21 protein-coding genes and 1 pseudogene are annotated in these 19,024 nt (G+C 43.5%); 12 read left to right on the top strand and 10 right to left on the bottom strand.

Features of this window, described 5'->3' with window-relative positions:
• Window positions 1-148: 148 nt before the first annotated feature.
• Together ACES2C_RS08225 and ACES2C_RS08230 are read left to right on the top strand one after the other, a co-directional pair.
• Window positions 149-517 (top strand): VOC family protein, encoded by a 369-nt coding sequence (locus ACES2C_RS08225; RefSeq protein WP_374166482.1) that lies wholly within the window; start codon window positions 149-151, stop codon window positions 515-517.
• 221 nt (window positions 518-738) lie between these two features.
• The gene (locus ACES2C_RS08230) at window positions 739-1,263 is read left to right on the top strand and encodes an MgtC/SapB family protein (RefSeq protein ID WP_374166483.1); all 525 of its coding nucleotides are present in this window, start codon (window positions 739-741) and stop codon (window positions 1,261-1,263) included.
• An 11-nt stretch (window positions 1,264-1,274) separates the two neighbouring features.
• Here the strand turns inward: ACES2C_RS08230 and istB (ACES2C_RS08235) are convergent, their stop codons facing one another.
• Both istB (ACES2C_RS08235) and istA (ACES2C_RS08240) read right to left on the bottom strand, forming a co-directional pair.
• Window positions 1,275-2,009, bottom strand: a complete 735-nt coding sequence (gene istB / locus ACES2C_RS08235) for an IS21-like element helper ATPase IstB (protein ID WP_374164030.1) — start codon at window positions 2,007-2,009, stop codon at window positions 1,275-1,277.
• 15 nt (window positions 2,010-2,024) lie between these two features.
• Window positions 2,025-3,575 carry an IS21 family transposase gene (gene istA, locus ACES2C_RS08240; RefSeq protein WP_374164031.1) on the bottom strand — a complete coding sequence of 517 codons (1,551 nt, stop codon included), beginning with the start codon at window positions 3,573-3,575 and terminating at the stop codon, window positions 2,025-2,027.
• Window positions 3,576-3,777: 202 nt separating this feature from the next.
• Between istA (ACES2C_RS08240) and ACES2C_RS08245 the strand changes: the two genes are divergently transcribed.
• The 3 genes from ACES2C_RS08245 (at window position 3,778) to ACES2C_RS08255 (ending at window position 6,102) form a co-directional block, all read left to right on the top strand.
• Entirely contained in the window at window positions 3,778-4,104 is a 327-nt protein-coding gene (locus ACES2C_RS08245) for an ACT domain-containing protein (RefSeq protein WP_374166484.1), read from the top strand.
• A gap of 247 nt (window positions 4,105-4,351) precedes the next feature.
• Window positions 4,352-5,056: a hypothetical protein gene (locus tag ACES2C_RS08250; protein ID WP_374166485.1), complete on the top strand. Its 705-nt coding sequence runs from the start codon at window positions 4,352-4,354 to the stop codon at window positions 5,054-5,056.
• Between the two features lie 146 nt (window positions 5,057-5,202).
• The gene (locus ACES2C_RS08255) at window positions 5,203-6,102 is read left to right on the top strand and encodes a hypothetical protein (protein WP_374166486.1); all 900 of its coding nucleotides are present in this window, start codon (window positions 5,203-5,205) and stop codon (window positions 6,100-6,102) included.
• A gap of 213 nt (window positions 6,103-6,315) precedes the next feature.
• Here the strand turns inward: ACES2C_RS08255 and ACES2C_RS08260 are convergent, their stop codons facing one another.
• Window positions 6,316-6,657: an integrase core domain-containing protein gene (locus tag ACES2C_RS08260; RefSeq protein WP_374166930.1), complete on the bottom strand. Its 342-nt coding sequence runs from the start codon at window positions 6,655-6,657 to the stop codon at window positions 6,316-6,318.
• Here ACES2C_RS08260 and ACES2C_RS08265 point away from each other — a divergent pair.
• The 3 genes and pseudogenes from ACES2C_RS08265 to ACES2C_RS08275 form a co-directional block, all read left to right on the top strand.
• The gene (locus ACES2C_RS08265) at window positions 6,630-6,905 is read left to right on the top strand and encodes a helix-turn-helix domain-containing protein (RefSeq protein ID WP_374163617.1); all 276 of its coding nucleotides are present in this window, start codon (window positions 6,630-6,632) and stop codon (window positions 6,903-6,905) included. The two genes, ACES2C_RS08260 and ACES2C_RS08265, sit on opposite strands and share 28 nt — an antisense overlap.
• Window positions 6,905-7,234, top strand: a complete 330-nt coding sequence (gene tnpB, locus ACES2C_RS08270) for an IS66 family insertion sequence element accessory protein TnpB (protein WP_374163616.1) — start codon at window positions 6,905-6,907, stop codon at window positions 7,232-7,234. Before ACES2C_RS08265 ends, tnpB begins: the two co-directional genes overlap by 1 nt.
• A gap of 50 nt (window positions 7,235-7,284) precedes the next feature.
• Window positions 7,285-8,814 (top strand): annotated as a pseudogene (locus ACES2C_RS08275) (IS66 family transposase); the annotation flags it as partial.
• Here the strand turns inward: ACES2C_RS08275 and ACES2C_RS08280 are convergent.
• The 3 genes from ACES2C_RS08280 to istA (ACES2C_RS08290) form a co-directional block, all read right to left on the bottom strand.
• Window positions 8,812-9,120: a DDE-type integrase/transposase/recombinase gene (locus ACES2C_RS08280; protein ID WP_374166931.1), complete on the bottom strand. Its 309-nt coding sequence runs from the start codon at window positions 9,118-9,120 to the stop codon at window positions 8,812-8,814. The pseudogene ACES2C_RS08275 and the gene ACES2C_RS08280 sit on opposite strands and share 3 nt — an antisense overlap.
• A gap of 301 nt (window positions 9,121-9,421) precedes the next feature.
• A complete protein-coding gene (gene istB / locus ACES2C_RS08285) occupies window positions 9,422-10,159 on the bottom strand; it encodes an IS21-like element helper ATPase IstB (RefSeq protein WP_374166487.1) in 738 nt (245 codons plus the stop codon).
• 17 nt (window positions 10,160-10,176) lie between these two features.
• Window positions 10,177-11,730: an IS21 family transposase gene (istA, locus tag ACES2C_RS08290; RefSeq protein WP_374166488.1), complete on the bottom strand. Its 1,554-nt coding sequence runs from the start codon at window positions 11,728-11,730 to the stop codon at window positions 10,177-10,179.
• 187 nt (window positions 11,731-11,917) lie between these two features.
• Between istA (ACES2C_RS08290) and istA (ACES2C_RS08295) the strand changes: the two genes are divergently transcribed.
• On the top strand, window positions 11,918-13,468 hold the full coding sequence (gene istA, locus ACES2C_RS08295; protein WP_374164031.1) for an IS21 family transposase: 1,551 nt from the start codon (window positions 11,918-11,920) through the stop codon (window positions 13,466-13,468).
• A 15-nt stretch (window positions 13,469-13,483) separates the two neighbouring features.
• Window positions 13,484-14,218, top strand: a complete 735-nt coding sequence (gene istB, locus ACES2C_RS08300; protein ID WP_374164030.1) for an IS21-like element helper ATPase IstB — start codon at window positions 13,484-13,486, stop codon at window positions 14,216-14,218.
• Between the two features lie 112 nt (window positions 14,219-14,330).
• Here istB (ACES2C_RS08300) and ACES2C_RS08305 read toward each other — a convergent pair whose 3' ends face one another.
• The 4 genes from ACES2C_RS08305 to ACES2C_RS08320 form a co-directional block, all read right to left on the bottom strand.
• Entirely contained in the window at window positions 14,331-14,696 is a 366-nt protein-coding gene (locus tag ACES2C_RS08305) for an IS3 family transposase (RefSeq protein ID WP_374166489.1), read from the bottom strand.
• Between the two features lie 80 nt (window positions 14,697-14,776).
• Window positions 14,777-15,043, bottom strand: coding sequence for a transposase (locus tag ACES2C_RS08310; RefSeq protein WP_374166490.1), 267 nt, complete (start codon window positions 15,041-15,043; stop codon window positions 14,777-14,779).
• A 55-nt stretch (window positions 15,044-15,098) separates the two neighbouring features.
• Complete coding sequence (locus ACES2C_RS08315) at window positions 15,099-15,320, bottom strand: hypothetical protein (protein ID WP_374166491.1); 222 nt, start codon at window positions 15,318-15,320, stop codon at window positions 15,099-15,101.
• Window positions 15,321-15,324: 4 nt separating this feature from the next.
• Complete coding sequence (locus tag ACES2C_RS08320; RefSeq protein ID WP_374166492.1) at window positions 15,325-15,705, bottom strand: SRPBCC domain-containing protein; 381 nt, start codon at window positions 15,703-15,705, stop codon at window positions 15,325-15,327.
• Between the two features lie 199 nt (window positions 15,706-15,904).
• Between ACES2C_RS08320 and ACES2C_RS08325 the strand changes: the two genes are divergently transcribed.
• Together ACES2C_RS08325 and ACES2C_RS08330 are read left to right on the top strand one after the other, a co-directional pair.
• Window positions 15,905-16,882: a GlxA family transcriptional regulator gene (locus ACES2C_RS08325; protein WP_374166493.1), complete on the top strand. Its 978-nt coding sequence runs from the start codon at window positions 15,905-15,907 to the stop codon at window positions 16,880-16,882.
• Between the two features lie 311 nt (window positions 16,883-17,193).
• Window positions 17,194-18,840 carry a tetratricopeptide repeat protein gene (locus ACES2C_RS08330; protein WP_374166494.1) on the top strand — a complete coding sequence of 549 codons (1,647 nt, stop codon included), beginning with the start codon at window positions 17,194-17,196 and terminating at the stop codon, window positions 18,838-18,840.
• The last annotated feature ends 184 nt before the right edge of the window (window positions 18,841-19,024 follow it).

The raw sequence follows: 19,024 nt of genomic DNA on the forward strand, positions 1-19,024 counted from the left end.
GGGCTGACGTGCAAACTTGGAGTTTTGTGCTTCTAATAAACTTTAGTAATAAACATAAACTTTGTGCTCCGAAACCCGCCCGAACGCAAAGCCCGAAAACGTTAGCGGTCATTGTAGAAAGACCTTGTAAAAACAAAGAACAAAAACAATGGTAAGAGCTGAAACAATAATAGCAGTAAAAGATATACCGAAAAGTTCAAAATTTTATCAAGACTTATTGGATTGTAAAAGTGAACACGGAGGGGAAACTTTTGAAATTTTGACAAGTGCAAGCAATGTGATTTTATGTTTGCATAAATGGGGAGAACACGAACACCCAACAATGCTAAATCCAGAAATGGAAACTGGAAATGGGTTAATTCTATTTTTTAGAGTTGGCAACTTGAATGAAACGTTTGCAAACGCAAGAAAAATTAATGCAAACATTGAAAAAGAAATACATTACAATGAAAATTCACTTAAAAGTCAATTTATTTTGAGAGATTTAGACAATTATTATTTAATAATATCCGAATAAATAACAACGAACCGCTAACACGGTATTGCCAAAATCGGGGCTGAAGTGCAAACCCGAACTTTTGTACTTCAATTCCGCAAAAACCATTTTTTATTTGCTTTGAAAAAAGTAAATAAAAAATGGTTTTGCTAACTGCGGTGCTGTACTCAATATTTGTGCATTAATTTCCCCGCCTTCGGCAATACCCAAACCGTTGTGTGCTATGAAATAAACCTCGTAAAATGATTGAATGGAGCGAAATAGTAATTCGGTTGTCGTTAGCTGCTTTGTTTGGAGCCATCATCGGACTGGAACGAGAAAGAAAGAACTGGGCAGCGGGGCTACGAACACATATGCTCGTGTGTGTAGGTTCGGCACTGACAATGATGGTATCTGCTTACGGATTTATGGATGTTCTCGGGACAAAAAACGTTGTACTCGACCCATCAAGAATTGCAGCGCAGGTTATTAGCGGCATTGGTTTTATCGGCGCAGGAACTATTTTATTCCTTAGACAAGGTATTGTTCGGGGACTAACAACAGCAGCAGGTTTATGGACTGTTGCTGCCATTGGATTGGCAACAGGAGGAGGTATGTATTTTGCCGCTTCTATTGCCACCACTTTAGCTATTATTATTCTTTTTATCTTACAACCTTTTGAAATAGATATTCCGACGAAAGTACACCAGCATTCCGCTGCAAAGTACACCACTTATTTCGGAGGTAAAAACACCTTAAACAAACAGTACAGTTACCGGAAGATTTAAGTAATTCAAACCTACTGATTTTTTCTTTTTCTTAAGGATTTTCCTGCAAGTGCGATTCTGTGTGCAGAAGCTGCCAATCTGTCCATAATTGCATCTGCAAGTGTTGGCTCTTCAATGAAGTTATACCAGTTGTCTACCGGTAATTGTGAGGTGATGATTGTTGCACCGCTTCCATACCGATCTTCAAGGATATCAAGCAAGGCGATCCTGGCATCGTTGGTGAGTCCTTTTAGGCCAAAGTCGTCCAGGATCAATAAGCGGTGTGCAGCGATGCTCTTGATCCACTTCAAATAGGTACCATCTAACCTTGCTTGAGCCAGAGCGTCCAGGAACTTATTCATACTGAAGTATAATGTTTTGTAGCCAAGCAAGCAGGCGCTGCGCCCTAAAGCGCAGGCCAGAAAGCTTTTACCACAACCGGTAGCTCCGGTAATAAGTACATTTTCACCCTTCTCTATAAACATACCGTCCGAAAGGCGAAGTACCTGCTCCCTGTTGATCCCTCTTTCAGGTGTACAAAGGATGTCCTCGGGTAATGCATGATAGCGGAGCTTGCTGGATTTGAGATATTTCTGGGTACGGGTATGTTCCCGATATTCTACTTCTGCCTGAACCATCATGGCAAGTAAAGCATGAGTGTCCTGTAGTTCGTGTACGGGCAAGCTGAGCGCTGCTTCATAACGTTTGGCCATACCGTTGAGTTTGAGCGTTTTTAGCTGTTCTACTGTGTTTTGTGTATTCATCATGTTTTATATATGTTACTATTCAGATTCCATGTAAGCCTCTGCTCCGCGCAGATTATCATGGAGGGGGATCTGGTAAGCAGCCGGCGAGGCCTCTTCCAAAAGATCCATATTGTTCTCCAGAATGTTTTTCACGGCTGTATAGGTGAACTTATACCCCTTTAAAGCCCGCTTGCAAGCTGCCTCAGTGCGGTGATGTCCATAGGTTGCAGCCAGTCTTAACAAGCCCTGACAGGACGTATAGGCCTGATCAATAATTAGTTTACTCTCCATAACCTTCTGAAAATACACCTTGGTAGAGGGGCCGCATTCTGCTGCTTTTTTAAGGTAATAGTCCGGATCCCATCCTCCCTGTACTTTCACCTGACGATGAGCATCAGGCATATGTTCTCTCAGGGTTGTATAACCGTGTTTTTTAAAGTTGCGGGTATGAACAGCGATGCGGCTTGCCTGATCGTAGATTTCTACAGTATCCTGGCAATAGCTGATACGCACTTCTTTGCCGATATAACGATAAGGCACGCTGTAGAAGTGCCAGTCTTCTCCCACCACTACATGGTAGTTCTTTTGCACTTTGGCTCTGGTATAATGGCGGATGACATAGGGCAAAGCAGGTAGTGGCTGTAAGAACTCCTTTTCTTGCTCGAATAGTTCCTGGCGACTAAAAGCTTTTCGTTGAAAGTTCAGGCTATGGTGATCGTTCAACTTCTCTTTGATGGCCCGATTAAGTGCCTGGATACTGTGAAAGGTCTCATTGCGAAGATGTGCGTATATACGTTGATAAACAATTTTAACCGTATTTTCCACCGAGGGCTTATCGGTAGGTTTATAGGGTCTGGCTGCCAGCAGGGCAATGTGATTGTGATTGGCCCATTGCTCCAGCATCTGGGTGAACACCGGTTCATAACGGTTGCTTTTAGCTACCCATTGCTTCATATTATCGGACTTAGCTGCCAGCGGAACGCCGCTAAAGTATTCCAGGGCATGATTCAGGGCTGACACAACCTGAGGAAGCTTAGCATCTCTGAGGGCCTCAACGTAACTATAGCTGCTAAATGGGAGTACCGCAACAAATACCGGACACTTGATCACTTCTCCGCTTGAGAGATCAACATAATGAAGTTCATCTCCGGCAAAATCAACCTGAAGCATTTTTCCTGGCTGGTGATCAAAATGCATCACCGCACTATTGATCTTAATGTGTTCTTGAAGAAGCTCACAGAATCTCGAATACTGGAAGCCCTCGGGATATTCACTGATGTACTCCTGCCAAAGTAATAAACGGGTAACACCGGTTCTTTTTAATTCACTTCTAAAGTACTCCCTCAGGCTGTTGAAGTGAATTTTTCTGGGGTCAGTATCCTCCGGTAGGACTGTCTTTGCTAAGCCCAGATAGCCTTCCAGATCCTCATCATTGAAGGTCAACAGCTCTTTAGGGCTAAAGCCTGTCTGGCGAAACTTTTCCAGGTAGGAGGCTACCGTACGCCGGTTAATCTTAACTTCCTTTTCAATGGTGCGCTGAGAAGCACCTCGATCCAGGAAAAGTAGTATCTGTCTAATCTTATGCATGCCTAGAAGCTTATTTGCCATATGTGCGTTTAGTCGAATTGCTAAACCTATACATTGGCTGTTAAACTCCCGGAACTGGTGTACTTTCCAGCGGAATAATTGGTGTAGTTTGTGTCGGAATGTCAGCCGATAAAAGCCGTAGCTTTTACCTTATCTGGAACAGTATCCAACAATCGCTACCCCTAACCGCATGGATTGACTGGTGTACTTTGCAGCGGAATTAGTGGTGTACTATCGAGCGGAAGAGTGGTGCACTTTGCAGCGGAATATCCATGAAAGAAGGTTTGCCGAACGGTTTAAGTCAAAGAGACTAAAAATAACGGCATCGAACAGAAATAAATTATTGCAAGTCCTAACCGAAATTTTACAAAATAATAACCTGAAAATTTCTTCTTTTTTAACAGACAAAACAGACGAAGATTACACCATTCTATTTTCGTTTGAAGAGATTACTAAAAGTGACTTAGCAGAATTGGTAAATAACTTGCATGGTGACCCCGATATTAAAGAAGTGATTTGGAACAAGTAAAACGACAACACAGCACACAACAAAAGTATTTGCAAAAGCAGGGCTGGACAATGTAACATCAGCTATGTACAAGCATCAGCAGCGGTTCGGGCTCGAGGTTCTATATTCAGCTTTAGTTCTTAACTTCAACAATATATTTTCAACTGAGCATTTGTACCTGGCTGGACAATCAATGAATTCCCTGCCTTCGCAAATACTTAATCGTTAGCAGAAAGGCTTTCCAAAAAAGTGTCAAAAAAATCAAACTATGAAAACAACATTTTCCCTTTTAACATTAGTGTTTTTGTGCAATTACAGTTCTGCACAAAATAAATGGTTTGAAGTTTATACTGATTCAACATTGATAATAAAAGATGGTAACAGACTGACCGAAGATCTTCAGAAAAAAATATCTAAAATTGACAAAAAAGTTGATTTAAAAGATCCGAGATCAAAATATAATTTATGGGGACCGTATTACTCACCCGAACAAAACACAGTCAATTTATCTATTTGGAATCTTAGTCCACAATGGTATAAAGATTTCTTTATAGATATCGCAAGCGGAATAGAACAAGGTGAAAAAATGTTCGGATTATTTTTTAATGGATTTTACGTTCCTCACGAATTGGGACACGCCCTACAGTTTGCAGTTGAAAACCGTGCAGAAAATGAGTATGATAATGAATATACCGCAAACATTATCGGAATGTTGTATTGGAGAAAAATAGGCAAAGAAAAGGAATTGACAGAGTGTTATGAATATGCGAAAAAGGCTCTTCTCAAAATGAAGAATCCAATTCCCGAAAATGAAGATGTGAAAAAATATTTTACAGAACATTATAGTGAATTTGGACAAGACCCTTATAAATATGGATTTATCCAATTCTCGCAATTTGTAAAAGTATATGAAGACAACTCGCTTCCTGATTTCGATACTTATATTAAGAAATTCATAAGCAAACAAAAATAGCCCTTCTGCTAACAAAGGTTTTGCAATAGTGGGGCGAAACTGCAAAGTTTAACAGTTGTTCTTCGGTTCGACTTTTGTGCAAAATTGAAGATTTGTGCTTCGATTGCCCCACCATCGCAAAGCCCCAAAACGTTGTGCGTCATACTATGAAACCATCGGAACAGATGAATAACTTTACAAAAATAATTGACAGACAAATAGAGTTTAACCAAGGAAAGAATATTTTTCTTGACAACCTTGATATTTTTCAGTTTTCTAACGAAACAGTCAAATTTGTTTTATCCTTAAATAGCTTGGACACTGCTTCTAAACAGCTACTTATAGATTATTCTACTGACAAAGCTATAGAGAAGTTTTGTAGAATAAATCAATATTACTCATTTGACTCAAAAACGAAGCAAAAACTAAAAGAAATCTATAGAATTTTGGTAGAAAATATTGAGACAAAATCAGATTCAATTGAGAAGATTTCAAAGATTCATTACGAAAGACTAAAACAATTTCTAATAGAAAGCAACCCTTTTGCAAAAAAGGTATACGAAAATTCAGACCATCACATCAACCCTATTACTTGCTCTCAATATGCCCCTGAATTACAAATCAACATTTTAAAGATAGATATTGCGAATATAACTCAACCCGTTTTAGATATTGGATGTGGAAAAGAAAGTATTCTTGTAAATTACCTCAAAAGCAAGGATATAGTAGCGGTTGGAATTGATAGATTTACATTCTCTTCATCACATTTAATAACGACTGATTGGTTAGAATACACTTATGGAGTAAAACAATGGGGAACAATAATAAGTAATTTGGGGTTTTCAAATCACTTTCGACATCATAATTTGAGACTAGACGGAAACTACATTGAATACGCTAAAACATATATGAATATTTTACGCTCATTAAAAGTGGCAGGACGTTTCCATTATGCACCGGACTTGCCATTTATTGAGAAATATCTAAACAACAATCAGTTTGCTATAAATAAGTATGATATTGACAGTTTGGATTACAAAACAACAGTTATAGAAAGACTAACATAAAATGTACGAACGCACAACAAGGTATTGCCAAAAGCGGGGCTAAAGTGCTAAATTCAAAGTTTGTACTTTGTAATCTTCCCCTAGCTAGCTACATTCAAAACTAAAGAATCCCAGTGGAAATTACTATTGTTATTATCCTGTTGTAATGTGGGAAACTCGGAGAGTTTTCCATATTTCAACAGGAACTCCACTGGAGTGAGGTGTAATCTTCCCCTAGCTAGCTACATTCAAAACTAAAGAATCCCAATGGAAATTACTATTGTTATTATCCTGTTGTAATGTGGGAAACTCGGAGAGTTTTCCATATTTCAACAGGAACTCCACTGGAGTGAGGTGACCAAGGGACGAATGTGGTCGCACGTTATTATACATCCATGCCCAAGCCTGGGCATACTTCCTGATTTCAGCCAAACTATCAAACATGTAACTGTCCAGTACATCCTGGCGAAAGGGTACCCGCCCGACGAACCCATCTTGACCTTCAATTCTTAATGGCCTTACTTTGCCTGCACGATAAAGATAAAGTAATGGATCAAAGAGAAAGAATGAAGGCAGAAGTGGCCCGCTGGCGCGAGAGCGGGCTTACCCAAAAAGAGTTTAGCCGGCAATTAGGAATGAAAGTGGCCACCTTTGCCTATTGGGTATCCCGTAGCAAAGAGTCAGAAAAGAAGAAAGGATTTCTACCCTTAGTCCCCGTAGCCGGATCCGTAGAGGCCGTAGAGGTTAGCTACCCTAACGGCGTGCGCATCAAAGTACCTGCTTCAGATCTGAAGACCATCTCTCAGCTCATTCATCTGTATTAATGTTCAGCCTGAACTCCTCGCATCGATATTTCCTCTATCAGGGCCATTGTGATATGCGTAAAAGTTTTGATGGCCTTTGCGGGCTGGTCACCTCCGAGCTAAACAGAGAAGTATCTTCAGGAGAAGTCTTCGTCTTTCTCAACCGCCAGCGCACCCATATAAAGCTTCTACACTGGGAACACGGCGGCTTCGTTCTTTACTATAAGCGGCTTGAGCAGGGCACTTTCCCCACTCCTAAAAAGGAGCATCTGAGCTGGGCCGAGCTGGTGCTGATGATCGAAGGGATACAGGTTCAGAAGAGCCGCCAGTTACGCCGCTACCAGGCATAAAAAGTGGCTTTTTTCTTGCAATGACAGCCTTTTTTGTGTAATTTCATGCCATGGATACGGCACTGGAATACCTCTCAAAAGAGGAGTTGATTGCTCTTTTGAGACGAGAACAAAAGGCCGTAGAAACCCATCAAAAAGCAGCTTCTTCCCTGGAAGCAAAAACTATTAAACAGGAAGAAGAAATCACCTACCTCAAAGCCCGTGTCGATCTTTTAGAGCGCCTGCAGTTCGGCCAGAAGCGAGAACGCTTTGAAGGTGACCCTGCACAAGGGGTATTGCCATTTGAAGCTCCCCCAGAAGAAGAAGCCTTTCAAGAGGAAGAAATCAAAGAACAGATCACCTATACCCGCAAAAAGCAGTCTTTGCATAAAGGCCGTGCTGCCTTGCCTGCACACTTGCCGGTAGAAGAAATTGAGATCCACCCTGAGGGTGATCTAACGGATATGGTCTGCATTGGAAAGGATATAACCGAAGAACTGGAATGTGAGCCTGCCCGCTTCTTTATCCGCCGCTACATTCGCTATAAATATGTCGCTAAAAATACAGAAGGAGTAAAAACCGGAGAACTTCCCGAACGAGTCATTGATAAAGGGATTCCGGGAGCAGGGCTGCTGGCCATGATCCTTACTGATAAGTATGTTGACCATCTCCCTTTGTACCGACAGAAGCAACGCTTCGCCCGGGAAAACATCCCCATAGCCTCCTCTACCATTGAAGGCTGGGTCAAACAGGCGCTGGAAAGACTGGAACCACTCTACCAGCAACTCAGGTTTGATATCAAAGCCAAAGGGTATTTACAGGTCGATGAGACCTCGATCAAAGTATTGGAAAGCGAAAAGAAAGGTGCTGCCCATATGGGCTGGTATTGGGTCTACCATAGTCCTTTGGATGGATTGGTGCTGATGGACTATCAGCCTACCCGGGGTGCGGCAGCCACTACGGAGATGCTGAAACACTTTAGAGGATACCTCCAGAGTGACGGGTACGCCGTCTACCAAAAGATAGGACAGCGGACAGAAGTAACACCGGTAGCCTGCTGGGCTCATGCCAGAAGAGAGTTTGAACGGGCACTGGATAATGATAAAACCAGGGCAACCAAAGCCTTGTCGCTTATCCAGGCTTTATATGCAGTAGAGCGAAAGGCAAAAGAGGAAGGACTGAGTGCCCAGCAAATCAAAGCGCTTCGCCTGGAAGAATCTCTTCCGGTGATCAATGAACTGGGAAAATGGATCTTTCATGAGGTAAAGAATACCTTACCCAAAAGCCAGATCGGGAAGGCTATGCGCTATGCCATGGAGCGTTGGGATAAGCTAAGCGCCTATCTGCAGGACGGAAGCTTGTTGATTGACAATAACCAAATCGAGAATGCACTGAGGCCCATCTCTCTGGGTCGCAAGAACTACCTCTTTGCAGGAAGCCATGATGCAGCTGCCAGAGCAGGGATGATCTATTCCTTTTTCGCCATCTGCAAAAAGCATGAGGTGAATCCGCTGCAGTGGTTGAAACACGCCCTGCAAAACGTCATGACCATTAACCATAAGAACATTCGTGACCTCTATCCGCAGAATTATAAGAAACTAATCGAGTCCCAAAAGATGGGTTCGTCGGGCGGATACGCGAAAGGTTCTGTTAAAGCGCTCGACCAGACTGTTTTGGGTGGGCTTTCCTGGCTGGATATATTCCCACTCAATCCCCTGGCCCTGACACCACTGGCTTAAAATGCCAGCCACAAACTCGGGCCCATTGTCAGATCGGATCTTTTCAGGCTTGCCTCTCCACTCGATTAACTGTTCCAGCTCGCGTATGACCCTTTGGGCCGGGAGTCCGGTATCTACAGCAATGGAAATGGATATTCCGCTGCAAAGTGCACCACTCTTCCGCTCGATAGTACACCACTAATTCCGCTGCAAAGTACACCAGTCAATCCATGCGGTTAGGGGTAGCGATTGTTGGATACTGTTCCAGATAAGGTAAAAGCTACGGCTTTTATCGGCTGACATTCCGACACAAACTACACCAATTATTCCGCTGGAAAGTACACCAGTTCCGGGAGTTTAACAGCCAATGTATAGGTTTAGCAATTCGACTAAACGCACATATGGTGGGTATTTCGGAGGGACAGTGCCAGTTATTTCGGTCAAACCGTGCCACTTTAAAAGATCGCACAATTATATAAAAAAGTGAGTATTATTCCTGTTTTAGTATTCCTTTTCTTAGAGAATGACCTTTAAGGTCGATCCTATGTGAGGAGTTGACGGCACGATCAAGGATGGCATCAGCAATAGTGCCTTCTCCACCAATAATTTCGTACCACCCGGAAACGGGTATTTGAGAGGATATAACGGTTGACTTTTTTCCATGCCGGTCATCGATAATATCCATCAGCGTTTCCCTGTCCTGATTGTCAAAAGCCTGAAGGCCAAAGTCATCAAGAATCAGCAGGTCCATTTTCGTCAGTTTTTCCAACTCCTTAAGGTAAGTTCCATCGACTTTGCTCAATTTTAGCTTCTTAAAGAGTCTGGCTGTAACGGTGTACATTGTTTTTATTCCTGAAAGACAGGCCTGGTGCCCCAGCGCTTGCGATAGGTAACTCTTGCCTGTGCCGGAAGCGCCGCAGATAATGATATTCTCTTTTCGTGATATAAAATCAAGTGTAGCAAGCCGGGCGAACATATTTCTGTCCAGATTCCTCTCTGCCGAGTAGTTGATGTCAGTAAGATTGGCATTCTGCCTAAAGGCGGCTTGTTTCAATAGCCGCTCAGTCTTATTGTTTTCCCGATCTTCCCACTGATGATCGGTCAGCAGGGCCAGATATTCATCGCAAGTCATTCCATCAAGCCTGTTTTGCTCCACGTGCTGGAGATGTAACCGGGCCATGGCACCCAGGCGCATGCTCCGTAATTTGTCAATTGTCTGATTGTTCATTGTTCTGTCTTTTATTGTTACTGATAAGCGGAGGCTCCGCGAATATTGCTGTGAAAAGGGATATGAGGTTCAGCCTGTCGCGGCTCCTGGCCAGACAGGGGTACCTTATCCATATTGTTTTTAAGGATGTTTTTTATGCGGCTGTACGAGCAGGCATCCATATCCAAAGCCCTTTTGCAGGCATCGTTGAGCCTCTGGGAGCCATAGGCCCGGTATAACTGGATGACACCCAGGGCCCGCTTGTAGCCAATCTCCGGGTAATCCTGCGATGTCACTATCTTTTCCACACACGTTAGTACATGCTCCCCATGTAACGCTGCTTTCTTCCTGAAAAACTCCGGGCTCCAGTCTGAGTAAAACCGATGCGTGCTGCTCAAGTGATCTTTGTTGGTGTTATAGCTTCCTCTGGTCTGATTACGCTGGTGCAGGGCAATCCTTTCCTGATTATAGAATACTTCGACCCTACTTTGGGTATAATGGATCGAGGTCTTCTTTCCGATATACCGGTGGGGAACACTATAGTAGCTGTTATCCGGCGAAAAGTAAACATATCCCATTTTCTGGACTTTAGCTCTTTTATAGTCCTTCAGTTCATAGGGCTGGGCAGGCAGTTCTTTGAGATATTGCCGCTCAATACTCTGGAAGAGTTCGATACGGCTGGATTCCTTTCGCTTGAACAGAAGGTTGTTGTAACTCTTCAGAAGTATAGCGATCTCTTTGTTGAGATCTTCCAGCGAGAAGAAGGTCATCTCCCGTAATGGATAATAGATCCGTTGATAAACCAGATGTACCGCATTCTCAACCAATGCTTTATCCTGAGGTGAGTACCCGCGTGTAGGATTGATTACACAGTTGTAGTGCCGGGCAAAGTCTTTGAAGCTCCGGTTGATATCCGCTTCATATTTACTCGCCCGGTTAACGGCTGACTTTAGGTTGTCCGATATAATAGCCCTGGGGGCTCCGCCATAGAAACGCAGGGCCTGGTTACAGCACGAAATCAGGTCATTCCGTTTTTGGCTCATACAGGCCCGAACGTAGGTGTACTGACTGCAGGGAAGAATGGCCACAAATACTTCCACGGCAATAAGCTCTCCTGTTTGCTTATTAATTACATGCAGCTTCTTTCCGGCGAAATCGATGAACATCTCTTCACCGGCTACATGATCAAGTTTCATGGAGCCCTTCTCCTTAGGATATTTACGACGGTAATGCTCAAGGAATTGGGTATAACTGTAAGGTTCCCGGGCCTGCTCTACGTATTGCTGATAGTGGTGCAAAGAAGTGAACCCCGGATGGTTCCGGGCTTTGTTGACCCCTTCAAAATACAACATAAGTTCGTTATGCCGTTTTGTATCAACGGTGGTATGTGAGGAAAACAACTCGGATAAATCAGCATTCTCAAAGACTAAGAGCTCTTCCAGCGGGATGCCGCTTGCTTCAAACATCTGCATATAGGTGTTAACCGTATTCCGGGAGATTCCTAATATAGAGCCTATCCTGCGGTTGCTGGTACCATCAAGATGTAATGTAATTATTTGTTTCAAATCCATCGGATCAAGTAGATTGGCCATGTCGCTGTATATATAAAGCGGCAAGGTAGTTCCTTGATCTATTAAAGTGGCACAAAACGAACCGTAATGGTAATGGTCAAATCAAACTATAATGGCATCATTTGAACCGTAAGAGCTGGCATCATCTGACCGAATTGGCTGGCACCATTCGAACCGTAATATCCATATGGCAAATAAGCTTCTAGGCATGCATAAGATTAGACAGATACTACTTTTCCTGGATCGAGGTGCTTCTCAGCGCACCATTGAAAAGGAAGTTAAGATTAACCGGCGTACGGTAGCCTCCTACCTGGAAAAGTTTCGCCAGACAGGCTTTAGCCCTAAAGAGCTGTTGACCTTCAATGATGAGGATCTGGAAGGCTATCTGGGCTTAGCAAAGACAGTCCTACCGGAGGATACTGACCCCAGAAAAATTCACTTCAACAGCCTGAGGGAGTACTTTAGAAGTGAATTAAAAAGAACCGGTGTTACCCGTTTATTACTTTGGCAGGAGTACATCAGTGAATATCCCGAGGGCTTCCAGTATTCGAGATTCTGTGAGCTTCTTCAAGAACACATTAAGATCAATAGTGCGGTGATGCATTTTGATCACCAGCCAGGAAAAATGCTTCAGGTTGATTTTGCCGGAGATGAACTTCATTATGTTGATCTCTCAAGCGGAGAAGTGATCAAGTGTCCGGTATTTGTTGCGGTACTCCCATTTAGCAGCTATAGTTACGTTGAGGCCCTCAGAGATGCTAAGCTTCCTCAGGTTGTGTCAGCCCTGAATCATGCCCTGGAATACTTTAGCGGCGTTCCGCTGGCAGCTAAGTCCGATAATATGAAGCAATGGGTAGCTAAAAGCAACCGTTATGAACCGGTGTTCACCCAGATGCTGGAGCAATGGGCCAATCACAATCACATTGCCCTGCTGGCAGCCAGACCCTATAAACCTACCGATAAGCCCTCGGTGGAAAATACGGTTAAAATTGTTTATCAACGTATATACGCACATCTTCGCAATGAGACCTTTCACAGTATCCAGGCACTTAATCGGGCCATCAAAGAGAAGTTGAACGATCACCATAGCCTGAACTTTCAACGAAAAGCTTTTAGTCGCCAGGAACTATTCGAGCAAGAAAAGGAGTTCTTACAGCCACTACCTGCTTTGCCCTATGTCATCCGCCATTATACCAGAGCCAAAGTGCAAAAGAACTATCATGTAGTGGTGGGAGAAGACTGGCACTTCTACAGCGTGCCTTATCGTTATATCGGCAAAGAAGTGCGTATCAGCTATTGCCAGGATACTGTAGAAATCTACGATCAGGCAAGCCGCATCGCTGTTCATACCCGCAACTTTAAAAAACACGGTTATACAACCCTGAGAGAACATATGCCTGATGCTCATCGTCAGGTGAAAGTACAGGGAGGATGGGATCCGGACTATTACCTTAAAAAAGCAGCAGAATGCGGCCCCTCTACCAAGGTGTATTTTCAGAAGGTTATGGAGAGTAAACTAATTATTGATCAGGCCTATACGTCCTGTCAGGGCTTGTTAAGACTGGCTGCAACCTATGGACATCACCGCACTGAGGCAGCTTGCAAGCGGGCTTTAAAGGGGTATAAGTTCACCTATACAGCCGTGAAAAACATTCTGGAGAACAATATGGATCTTTTGGAAGAGGCCTCGCCGGCTGCTTACCAGATCCCCCTCCATGATAATCTGCGCGGAGCAGAGGCTTACATGGAATCTGAATAGTAACATATATAAAACATGATGAATACACAAAACACAGTAGAACAGCTAAAAACGCTCAAACTCAACGGTATGGCCAAACGTTATGAAGCAGCGCTCAGCTTGCCCGTACACGAACTACAGGACACTCATGCTTTACTTGCCATGATGGTTCAGGCAGAAGTAGAATATCGGGAACATACCCGTACCCAGAAATATCTCAAATCCAGCAAGCTCCGCTATCATGCATTACCCGAGGACATCCTTTGTACACCTGAAAGAGGGATCAACAGGGAGCAGGTACTTCGCCTTTCGGACGGTATGTTTATAGAGAAGGGTGAAAATGTACTTATTACCGGAGCTACCGGTTGTGGTAAAAGCTTTCTGGCCTGCGCTTTAGGGCGCAGCGCCTGCTTGCTTGGCTACAAAACATTATACTTCAGTATGAATAAGTTCCTGGACGCTCTGGCTCAAGCAAGGTTAGATGGTACCTATTTGAAGTGGATCAAGAGCATCGCTGCACACCGCTTATTGATCCTGGACGACTTTGGCCTAAAAGGACTCACCAACGATGCCAGGATCGCCTTGCTTGATATCCTTGAAGATCGGTATGGAAGCGGTGCAACAATCATCACCTCACAATTACCGGTAGACAACTGGTATAACTTCATTGAAGAGCCAACACTTGCAGATGCAATTATGGACAGATTGGCAGCTTCTGCACACAGAATCGCACTTGCAGGAAAATCCTTAAGAAAAAGAAAAAATCAGTAGGTTTGAATTACTTAAATCTTCCGGTAACTGTACTGTTTGTTTAAGGTGTTTTTACCTCCGAAATAAGTGGTGTACTTTGCAGCGGAATGCTGGTGTACTTTCGTCGGAATATCTAGGAAAGAGCTTCCCGGTTAAAATCGTCAATCACGTTAAGTGTACGGATGGTCTTACCATTAGCCAGTGTATCATGCATGAAGTCCAGACTCCAGGTAATATTGGGACCAATGGGACACACTAAAGGCATCTTAACACGAGCGGGAAGCCGCTTCTTTCTTTTGCTACGCAGATTCAGTCGCATAGCTGTATAGATGCGGTATACCCGCTTATGGTTCCACATATACTGTAACTTCCTCAGACGGTGAAACATCATCCAAAATCCCCACGTCTTGTGAAGGTCAGCCAGCAAGGATAGCTGCTCGATCACCTCAGAGTCGTCTTTCCTCTTTGCTTTATAGTAATAGACTGATGTGCTGATCATGAACAGCATACAGGCCTGCCGAAGGCTCATCCGATACGTTTCTCTGGCGTATCCAACAAGCTCCCGCTTTTCGGCAGGCCCTAGAGCTTTTTTTCGATCACATCCTTTAAAACCGTTATTTGAAGCGCCTGTTCGGCTACGATCTTTTTATACTGGGAAAGCTCTTTCTCCATCTCCTTCATCTGCTTAAGCTGGGACAGATCCATTCCAGAATATTTGCTTTTCCAATTGTAATACGTTCCCTGACTGATGCCATGCTCCCTGCAGATATCTGATACGCTCCTTCCGGACTCCTGTAAAGACAGGATCTTAATGATTTGTGCTTCTGTGAAAGTTGATTTTTTCATTACCCTAAATTTATAAAACTACTACATTTATTTCCGTAGCTGTTTTTAGGGAAGATTACACTTCCTGTCCCCGTATGGGAAAGTCCTGCAGAATCACTTCATCAAAGAAGCCTTTTGAGAGTAACTTGTTGGTCTTATATTCTACCGGAATGGAGTTGATCTCTTCCAGGTAAATATGAATCCCGGTAGTGTCTTTTTTGTGATCTGTCAATTGGAAATAATCGGATACCCCTTCAGGGATAATCAAGGGAAGTAGGGCTTTAAACGACTCGTGCATCTATCTAATTTCTGCACGCTAATATCTTACTTTTACTCTTCTCTCCACAACTTTTGTCCCTGTTCCATGAAACCTTGTTAAGCCATACAGAGGTATTAATTTCGCCGGGTAAATTAGGATCATCAAACCTGTCGCCGTATTTGATAAACTCATTTGGTTTAATGTCTAAATATTCCCCGCCAAATGAGTGGCCCTTCCCTGTGCTGAAATTAATAAAGCTCATTCTGAACCTACCGCCCACCTTAAAATCCATTTGATGTATCTCGCATATAAAGCCGTAAGGCGCTATCCAGTTGGAATGAGCACCGGGCTCTGAAAATGCACGGAACAGTTTTTCAGGACTTACCTTAATTATACGATGCAACGACACGGTGTTGTTTTTCATCTTTTTGAGTTAAATGTGATTAATTCTATTTCTTTTTCCATATGGGTTGCTGCTCATTTGTTCTCCCATAGAGCGTATCTCTGGTTAAAGTTTATACTACAAAGATGGCGCACTACACCGAACTCGGTCTATTAGAAAAACGACAAATTCGAGGTGGATTACGACAAGGGATGCGTATCTTTAGGTAAGACCAATTCTTATGCAAGTTTCAGTTTTCGTCCCTCAGCGCGGAGTAATAGAAGCTATTACACCTGCATTCAGAACCTTTAACACGGCTAATGAATTCCTGACCGTGTTTGATAAAAAGCCGGTCTTTGACGTAGAATATGTTGGCTTAAGCGAATACGTAAGCGCCAACAATGGCGAATACACCATCAAAACAAGCAGATTACTGAAAGACGTCACGCATACAGACCTGCTCATTATACCCGCGATTTTTGGCAGCACCGAGGCCGGAATTCAAGCGAATGCTGAAGCAATACCTTATTTCAAAAAGCTCCATCTAAAGGGAACGAGGCTAGCAAGTCTATGTGTGGGCGCCTTCCTGCTGGCGGAAACAGGATTGTTAAATGGAAAAAAATGTTCTACGCATTGGGCACACGTAAGCGAATTCAGAGAAAAATATCCGCTCGTAGAGGTTGAAGATGGTGCGGTTATCACCGAACACGATAATATTTACAGTAGTGGCGGTGCAAGTAGTTTGTGGAATTTGATCTTGTATCTGGTAGAAAAATTTTCGGACAGAGAGACGGCTGTGATGATTTCAAAATATTTTGCTCTGGATATCGGCAGAGGCAGTCAATCTCAGTTTGCCATTTTCAAGGGACAGAAAAACCACGGCGATGCAGACATTCAGAGGGTACAGGAGTATATAGAAGAAAATTACGAAGGCAAAATCGCTATAGAAGATCTCACGAACCTGATAAATGTCGGTCGCAGAACTTTTGAGAGGAGGTTTAAGGATGCGACAACCAACACGCCGGTTGAGTACATCCAGCGGGTAAGAATTGAAGCGGCGAAGAAGTTTTTTGAAGCCTCAAGAAAGAACGTCACTGAAGTGATGTACCACGTAGGTTATACCGACACCAAAGCATTCAGAGACATTTTTAGAAAGATAACGGGCCTTACACCCATTGACTATAGAAATAAGTTTGTAAAGGTTGCCTGCGAGGTGTAATTGCCAATTTTTAAGACTTTACATGCCTCATTAAGCTGAAACAACTGTCATGGATATAAAGCGGACCTCGCTTCTTTATGTTTCCTTGTTTTGCTGCTCCACACCGGCTGCACAGACATCCCGCCAATAAGAGTAGCGGCATAGCGTACGAATCCATAGATCTGGGAGCGGCTGAGGCTGGTTCGAAAGCAAGAAAAGAAATAGAAAGGTTGTTAAAGTAGTTTGCTGGTCTCATTCCTTTTATCTTAACATTAAGTAAATATTAAATCTGTTGATTTGCTGATGAATAAAAAGGGGTACAACAGATTCTAATGGAAAGTATTTGCAGGGTCGTCCGTTCCACTATCGTGTGGTTATGGGCTTTTCTTTGGTTTTGTTGCAATGGACCGTTCGCTTTAGGACAGCCGGCTGCTGCAGGTCGCGCATCCCAGCAAAGTCAGGGCCATCCTGATTCTGTCTTGCTTTTGCTTAAAAGAGAGCACGCAGAGGCCGTTCAAAAGAATGATATGCGAGGGGCGGGCATCACACTGCAGCAGATGGGGCAGATCTGCTTCAATCAGGGCCATTACGCTCAGGCCCTCGATTTCTATCTCAATGCCGACAAGCTCTTTGACGATCTTAAAGCCGCGGACCTGCTAGCCGGTAATCTCAATGAGATGGGGGAACTCTACTATTTCAACAAGCAACCCCTAAAGGCCCGGACTTTGTTTAATAAGGCGCTTACTCTTTATCGTGAAAAGCAAGATAGGAAGGGACAGGCTGTGGTCCTTGGGAATATTGGTCGCCTTTATGAGAAGTACAAAAGATATGACAGCGCGTTTTATTACCAAAATCAGGCGCTTAACTGTTATCGGGGGCTCGGTAATAAAACAGGGAAGGCGAGGATTTACGAGAATCTCGGGAGTATATATGAAGATCTCGGAAAGTATGACTCTGCTTATGTTTGTTTTCACACCTCCCTGCAGCTGTATCAGAAGGATCGTAATGAGAGCGGGAGCATTGAGGTGGTCAATAATCTCGGGGATATCCTCAGGAAAACCGGGAAGTACAAAGAGAGTATCGGCCTTTCAAAAAGGGCTTTTACTCTAGCTACGCAAACTGGTAATATGTACCAGCTCGCTTCCGCTTGTCGCGATCTTGGGAAGGCGTATCAATTAATGAACCAGCTCGACAGCGCCTATCATTATCTTGAACTAAGCAGGCGCTATTCGCTCGACGTATACTCAAGAGAATCGATCAATCAGACAGCGTTCCTTCAGGTCCTGTATGATATGAATAAAAAGAGTGAAGAGATTGTACATTTGAACGCCATCCGAAAGACGAACCGTATTATTGCCCTCGCTGTTGGAACCGTCCTCGTTCTCCTGGTGATATTGGCCTTTATGATCTTCAGCCGGCAGCGTCTGAAGATCAGAGATCAGCGTATCCTCGCAGGCCAGAAAGAGTCAATTTACGAGGCTCAGAAGGAACTGATGGAGCTTGAGATCCAGAATAAGCGCCTGCAGGAGGAAAGCCTGAAGCATCAGCTAGACCTGAAGGGAAAGGAGCTTTCTACCCACACCTTAAACCTTATTCGCAATAATCAGCTCCTTGAAAGCCTCAGGAATACGCTGCAGGAGATGATTAAGGATGAGAAGCGCGACCAGAAGAAGCAGATGCAGCAATTGATACAGCAGATCAATCAAAGCTTTAATCACGACCAGCACTGGAAAGAATTCACCGCTGCTTTTGAGCAGGTCCATCAAAGCTTCTTCGATAGTTTGAAGAGACACAATGCCGACCTCACTGCTGCCGATCTGCGGCTTATTGCCCTTCTGAAGATCAATCTCGATTCCCGTGATATTTCTACCTTGCTTGGAATATCACAGGACAGCCTTCGCGTGGCCCGACATCGCCTTAGAAAGAAATTAAACGTTGAACAAGGGGATAATCTCGCCTCATTCATTCAACGCATCTGAGGGTTTCGGTTCCATCGCTCACAGACTCTTTTATGACTTAATAATTTCTTAATGTAACGCTAATGAAATGGTAATGGCGTGTTTTGATTATGCTAATAAATTGACTGCTAGTTTCTTGTATGTTCTTGTTGCCCTCTTGTTAACGGTGCATGTAACGTTGTTTCCTTTTTGTAACAGCCATTGT

The sequence above is a fragment of the Arcticibacter sp. MXS-1 genome (assembly GCF_041902385.1).
In the GTDB taxonomy this organism is placed as follows: Bacteria; Bacteroidota; Bacteroidia; order Sphingobacteriales; family Sphingobacteriaceae; genus Arcticibacter.